The organism is Martelella sp. (genome assembly GCF_984369615.1).
Genome location: NZ_CFHTCS010000400.1, coordinates 1 through 3732, shown reverse-complemented (window position 1 = coordinate 3732; position 3732 = coordinate 1). Strand labels below are relative to the sequence as shown.

Genomic DNA, 3732 nt, shown 5'->3' with positions numbered 1-3732 from the left:
CTGCTGCTCGACGAGCCCTTTGCCGCGCTCGACCCGGAGATGCGCGGGGAAATGGGCGCGCTCCTGCTTGAACTGCACGCGGAAACCGGCAATACCGTGATGATCGTCTCGCACGAGCCCGGCGAGGTCGAAGAGATCGCCGATCACCGCCTTGTCATCGAGAATGAGGCGATTTCGGTGCGCTATTGACCCTTGCGGCCGCGAACGCCAAATATGACAGTGGAGAAGCGGCTTGACGGCCGTCATGAACATATCGGACAAGGGTCGCGTTTTGACAGGCGCAGCAAGCATGAACAATAATCCTGGCCGCCTGCAGACGGACCGCCGCCGGACCGGCAGGCATCGTGCCGCGCTTGCCCTTGCCGCCATGCTTGCGCTCTCCGCCTGCACGACGACCGACACCTATTTCATCGTGCCGGACACGGGCGGCAACGAGCAGACCGTCGAGGCGCTGACCCGCAACGATCCCAATGCCGCCATGGGCGCGCGCGAGCATCCGCGCATCCTGGAGACCTATGGCGGGCAGTACCGCGATCCCCAGGTCGAACGGCTTGTCGCCCGTATTGCCGGCGCGCTGACGGCGGTCTCGGAAAATCCGCAGCAGACATACCGCATCACCATCCTCAATTCGCCGAGCATCAACGCATTCGCGTTGCCCGGCGGCTATCTCTACGTCACCCGGGGTCTTCTGGCGCTTGCCAATGACGCCTCGGAGATCGCGGCCGTGCTGTCACACGAAATGGCGCATGTAACCGCCAATCACGGCATCGAGCGCCAGCGCCGCGAAGAGGCCGAGGCCATTTCCAACGAAGTGATCGCCGAGGTTCTGCCCGATACGCCCGGGGTGGAGCAGATTGCCGCCCGCGGCAAGATGCGGCTTGCCGCCTTCTCGCGCCAGCAGGAGCTTGAGGCCGACGCGATCGGCATCCGCATGCTGGCCGAAGCCGGTTACGACCCGACGGCTGCCGCGCGGTTTCTGCGCTCCATGGCCGCCTTTGCCCAGTATGAATCCGCCGGCGCCGAGGATGCGAGCCTCGACTTTCTCTCAAGCCACCCCAATACGCCGCGCCGCGTGCAGCTTGCCGACGAGCAGGCCGCCCTCTACGCCAATGTCGGCGCAAAAGAGGTTGGGCACGACTATTTTCTGAACGGGATCAATGGCCTGCTCTATGGCAGCAATGCCGACGAGGGCTATATCCGCGATCGCAACTTCTATCATCCGAAGCTTCAGATCGCCTTTGAGGTTCCCCCCGGCTTTTCCATGACCGACAAGGCCAATGCCGTGGTGGCGACCGGCCCCAATGATGTGGCGATCCGTTTCGACGGGGTGAAGGCCAAGGGCCGCCGCGACCTTCAGGACTATATCCAGAGCGGCTGGGTGACCGGCCTCGTGCCCGGCTCGGTCGAGACCACGAGCGTCAACGGCATGCCGGCTGCAACGGCCCACGCGGTCGCCGGTGACTGGTCCTTCGATGTGACGGTGATCCGCGACGGCAACGAGATCTACAGGCTGCTGACGGCGGCGCCGCGCGGAAGCGGCTATCTGGAGGACATTGCCGGCGCGGTCCGCGCATCCTTCCACAAGATGTCGCCGCAGGAGCTTGCCGCCCTGAAGCCGCTCAGAATCCGGATCGTCAAGGTTCAGCCCGGCGATACGATGGCGAGCCTCTCGGCCAAGATGATGGGGACAAGCCGCAAGCTGGCGCTCTTCAGGGTTCTGAACGCGCTTGGCCCCGGCGCAACCCTTTCGGTCGGCCAGGACGTGAAGATCGTTTCGCAATAGGCGCGGAAATCTCAGGCCGTAACGGCGATCATGCCGCTATCGGCGGTCATCGCCGATTTCAGCTTTTCCAGCGCGCGCGTTTCAATCTGGCGCACCCGCTCCTTCGAGATGCCGAGTTCGGCGCCGAGCTCGGCGAGCGTCGCGCCGTCTTCGGCCAGCTTGCGGGCGCGGATCACCCGGTTTTCTCGCGGAGACAGCTTGGAGAGCGCGCGCTTGAGCCTGGCGCTCAGGCGCTCGCCGTCGATCATGCCGGAGACCTGCTCCTCCGGCAGCGGCTGGTCGCAGACCAGAAGATCGATGCGTTCGGTGCCCTCTTCGCCCTCGCCGCCGACCGGGGCCTGCAGTGAGGCGTCGTTGCCGGAAAGCCGCGCGTCCATCACCTGAACATCCGAGACCGGAACGCCGAGGCTCTTTGCGATTTCCTCGTAGATCGACTGCGAGCTCATCCCGCGGTCGCGCGCGGCAATCTTGGCGCGCAGGCGACGCAGTTTGAAAAACAGCGCCTTCTGGCTGGAACTTGTGCCGCCGCGTACGATCGACCAGTTGCGCAGCACATAATCCTGCATCGAGGCGCGCACCCACCAGCTGGCATAGGTCGAGAAGCGGACGCCGCGCTCGTGATCGAACCGGGCCGCCGCCTCAAGAAGGCCGACATAGCCTTCCTGCACCAGATCGGACTTGGGAAGGCCGAAGCCGCGAAACTTGCCGGCCATGGCGACCACCAGCCTGAGATGCGCCATGGCGATATCGTTTCGGGCGTTGCTGTCGTCGCTGCTGCGCCACCGCGCCGCCAGTTCCGTTTCCTGTTCGCGGGTCAGATAGGGCGCGGCCATCGCTGCGCTGGCTATGCGGTGATCCTGTGCGTCGACATTCATGGCATCACTCCCGAAAAGGCAAGACGATCAAGGCCATGAGCACCGGGTGGCCCGGTCAGAACCGCAACCGCCCCAGCACTCCTCAGCCATGCAAACGCGCCGGGCGGCCATTTGGTTCACCGCCGGCGGCAGGTTTTCGCGCACAAAAACGTGAAGGGCGGCCAAAACGCAAAAAATCCGGCCACCAGGGCCGGATTTTTCTCATTCGTTCAAGGCCTGTTCGAAAAACCTCAGGCCGCCTCTTCGCGGGCGTCGTCCTCTTCATCCGCGCCCTTGCCGCGCTTGGGACCCTTGGCAAGATGCGTCTCGATGAGGCGGACAGCCTCGGTTTCCGACAACTTGTTGACGGCAGCGATCTCGCGCGCCATGCGGTCAAGCGCCGCCTCGTAAAGCTGGCGCTCGGAATAGGACTGCTCGGGCTGGGTATCGGCGCGGAAGAGATCACGAACGACCTCCGCAATCGAAATCAGATCGCCGGAATTGATCTTGGCGTCATACTCCTGGGCGCGGCGCGACCACATGGTGCGCTTCACGCGGGCCTTGCCCTGCACAACTTTCAAAGCGCGCTCGACGAAATCGGTCTCCGACAGCTTGCGCATGCCGATGCTCATGGCCTTGGCAACCGGCACCTTCAGGCGCATCTTGTCCTTGTCGAAATCGATGACAAAAAGCTCGAGCTTCATGCCGGCCACTTCCTGCTCCTCGATCGCGTTGATCGTACCAACGCCGTGAGCGGGGTAGACGATGGACTCACCGGTCTTGAAACCATGGCGGCCGGCAGACTTTTTCTGTTGTACTGTCATAGGCTTTTAAAAACTCCCTGTTACGCATCCGGCGGGCGCCGGTCCCGGACATGCATGATCCGGCGGGTGGGACGGTTTGGAGGGCCACACCCACTGTAACCATCAAACGGACAACGAAAAGCGCGACGAATTCCTTGTTCCGAAAGGCATCCGCACTTCGAATGATTTTGTCGACGCTAGGGTTGATTGCTTTCTTGGGCTTTAAGGCAAATCTGCCGTTTTCTGGGTCAGTGACCAGTATATAGCACGCAGAGCAGCAGAAATCAATGAG

General features: G+C 62.9%; 4 protein-coding genes and 1 pseudogene. 2 read left to right on the top strand and 3 right to left on the bottom strand.

The features are described from left to right. Both AC5DC2_RS21095 and AC5DC2_RS21090 read left to right on the top strand, forming a co-directional pair. Positions 1–189 (top strand): annotated as a pseudogene (locus AC5DC2_RS21095) (thiamine ABC transporter ATP-binding protein); the annotation flags it as partial. Between the two features lie 100 nt (positions 190–289). Continuing rightward, positions 290–1783, top strand: coding sequence for a M48 family metalloprotease (locus tag AC5DC2_RS21090; protein WP_491699906.1), 1494 nt, complete (start codon positions 290–292; stop codon positions 1781–1783). Positions 1784–1794: 11 nt separating this feature from the next. Here AC5DC2_RS21090 and AC5DC2_RS21085 read toward each other — a convergent pair whose 3' ends face one another. From AC5DC2_RS21085 to AC5DC2_RS21075, 3 genes are all read right to left on the bottom strand, one after another. After that, the gene (locus AC5DC2_RS21085) at positions 1795–2658 is read right to left on the bottom strand and encodes an RNA polymerase factor sigma-32 (RefSeq protein WP_491699905.1); all 864 of its coding nucleotides are present in this window, start codon (positions 2656–2658) and stop codon (positions 1795–1797) included. 230 nt (positions 2659–2888) lie between these two features. Beyond that, entirely contained in the window at positions 2889–3461 is a 573-nt protein-coding gene (locus AC5DC2_RS21080) for a CarD family transcriptional regulator (protein ID WP_024710003.1), read from the bottom strand. Beyond that, the coding region (locus AC5DC2_RS21075; protein WP_491699904.1) for a hypothetical protein at positions 3409–3732 on the bottom strand (324 nt) is incomplete at its 5' end. The genes AC5DC2_RS21080 and AC5DC2_RS21075, both read right to left, overlap by 53 nt.